The sequence below is a fragment of the Mycobacterium sp. genome (assembly GCF_019243155.1).
GTDB lineage: Bacteria > Actinomycetota > Actinomycetes > Mycobacteriales > Mycobacteriaceae > Mycobacterium.
Map to the genome: position 1 here is coordinate 1 of NZ_JAFAUS010000426.1, position 2,756 is coordinate 2,756.

The window sequence follows — 2,756 nt, forward strand, 5'->3', positions numbered from 1 at the left end:
AAGGCGGCGTTACACAGAACCGCCGCGACGCAGATCGGCACCGGAAAGCACGACCACCTCGGGGAACTCTGCAGCGGCCGCGACGAGGCCCGCTACGCCGGCGAAGGGATGTTCTGCGTCGCCGGCCGACTCGAGCTGAAGTCGCAGGTACGCCACAGGTGACCAAGACAACGCCCGCGCACGGGCGAGCCGTTCGACCGGCAATTCCGATCCAAGGAGTCACAGTCAGGCCATGCAGTTGAAGCTCACACCATCCGCTCGCCGAGCCCTCCGCAAAGCGCTGATGCCGGCGATCGTCGCGCTCGGAGGCGCCGGCGCGCTGTCCGCGCCGGCAATGGCGGCCAATTCGATCTCCGCGGCCACCGCTGGCCATCGCTATCGGCATGGCGCTGTACCGCTGCGGCCGGGCGCGCACCACAACGGTGCGTTCAGCTCGCCGCAGGCGGCCGCCACCACCGGCCTGCTGCAATATGGCGGCGGCGTCGGTGGCGTCGGCGTGGTCTCGGGGACGCCGAAGGTCTACGTGGTGTTCTGGGGCTCGCAGTGGGGCACCCAGTCGACGAATAGCCAGGGATACGTGACCCTGTCGGGCGATCCCAACAACGCGGCACCGGACATCCAGGCGTTCTTCAAGGGCCTCGGCACCGGCAGCGAGACGTGGTCCGGCGTGATGACGCAGTACTGCGACGGCTCTGGTGTCGCGACCGGCGCGACCTCCTGCGGGTCGACCACCGCGCACGTCGGCTACCCGACCGGAGGCGCGCTCGCGGGCGTGTGGGTGGACGAGTCGGCCGCCGCACCGGCGTCCGCGACCGGCAACCAGATCGGCCAGGAGGCGGTCAACGCCGCCGGGCACTTCGGCAACACGACAACCGCGTCGAATCGCTACGTGCAGTACGACATCGTCTCGCCGACCGGAACCACGCCCGACGGGTTCAACACGTCGAGCGGGAACTTCTGTGCCTGGCATGACTACACGGGCGATTCGAGCCTGACCGGCGGGGCGGTCAACTCCCCGTACGGGAACATCGCGTTCACGAACATGCCGTACGTGACCGACGCAGGCTCGGGTTGCGGCCAGAACTTCGTCAACTCGGGGTCGGCGGGTACGGATGACGGCTTCACGATCGTCGGCGGCCACGAGTACGCCGAGACGCTGACCGACGAGTTCCCGGCCGGAGGCTGGACCGACTCGAGCGGCAACGAGGACGGCGACAAGTGCGCCTGGATCTCGTCTGGTGCGGGGGCCAGCCAGAACATCACGCTGAGCACCGGAACCTTCGCGGTTCAGTCCACCTGGGCCAACGACGACGGCACATCCGGCGGCTGCGAGGTCACCCATGCGATCGTCGGCGGCGGGGGCGGGGGCAACACGGTGACCGTCACGAGTCCTGGGTCGCAGACCTCGACGGTCGGCACGGCCGCGTCGCTGCAGATCCACGCGACCGACAGCGCCTCGGGTCAGACGCTGACGTATACCGCCACCGGTCTGCCGGCCGGGCTGTCGATCGGCAGCTCGACCGGCCTGATCTCGGGCACACCGACGACCGCCGCGACCTCGAACGTCACGGTCACGGCGACGGACGGCACCGGCGCGCACGGCGCGACGACGTTCACGTGGACGGTGAACCCAAGCTCCGGCGGCGGATGCACGCCGTCGCAGCTGATCGGCGATCCGGGCTTCGAGTCCGGCGGTACGAACTCGGCATGGACGACGTCGGCCGGGGTGTTCAACAACTCGTCCTCGGAGCCGCCGCATGGTGGGTCGTGGGATGCGTGGATGGATGGGTACGGCACGCCGCACACGGACGCGATCTCGCAGACGGTGACGATTCCGGCTGGGTGCAACAGCGACACGCTGAGCTTCTGGCTGCATATCGACACGGCGAACACGAGCGGCTCGGCGCAGGACACGCTGGCGGTGCAGCTGCTCAACAGCTCGGGAACGGTGCTGAGCACGCTGCACACGTTCAGCAACCTCGACGCGAACACCGGCTACACACAGGAGAGCTACAACGTCTCCTCCTACGCCGGCCAGGCGATCACGCTGAAGCTGACCGGGGCGGAGACCGGCAACGGTCAGACCTCATTCGTGACCGATGACTACGCGCTGAACACCTCCGGCGGCTCGACCACCAACACAGTGACGGTGACGAGCCCGGGCAACCAGACCAGTACGGCCGGAACCCAGATCAAGGCGCTGCAGATCGCGGCGTCGGATTCGGCGTCGGGCCAGACGCTGACCTTCACGGCGACGGGGCTGCCGGCCGGCCTGTCGATCTCCTCGGGCGGCCAGATCACCGGTACCCCGACGACCGCCGGCACCTCGTCGGTCACCGTCACGGTCAAGGACTCGACCGGCGCGTCCGGATCGACCACGTTCACGTGGACGGTAAATCCCGCGGCCGGCAACACGGTCACGGTCACGAACCCGGGTAGCCAGACCAGCACCGCCGGGACGGCGATCAGCGCGCTGCAGATACAGGCGACCGACTCGGCCTCGGGTCAGACCCTGACCTTCAGCGCGACGGGGCTGCCGGCCGGCCTCTCAATCTCCTCGAGCGGCTCGATCACCGGCACGCCGTCGACGGCCGGCACGTACACGGTCACGGTCACGGCGACGGACACCACGGGCGCGAAGGGGGCGGCCACCTTCACCTGGACCGTGAACGCGTCGTCGGGTGGCTGCACTGCGGCGCAGCTGCTCAAGAACCCCGGGTTCGAAGACGGCCCGAGCCAGACCGCGTGGACCTGGT

At 68.9% G+C, this 2,756-nt stretch carries 1 protein-coding gene; it reads left to right on the forward strand.

Translation table 11 applies throughout. The annotated features are described in order from the left end of the window. Positions 1-232: 232 nt before the first annotated feature. On the forward strand, positions 233-2,756 hold a 2,524-nt coding region (locus JOZ00_RS21955), incomplete at its 3' end, for an Ig domain-containing protein (RefSeq protein ID WP_293347955.1).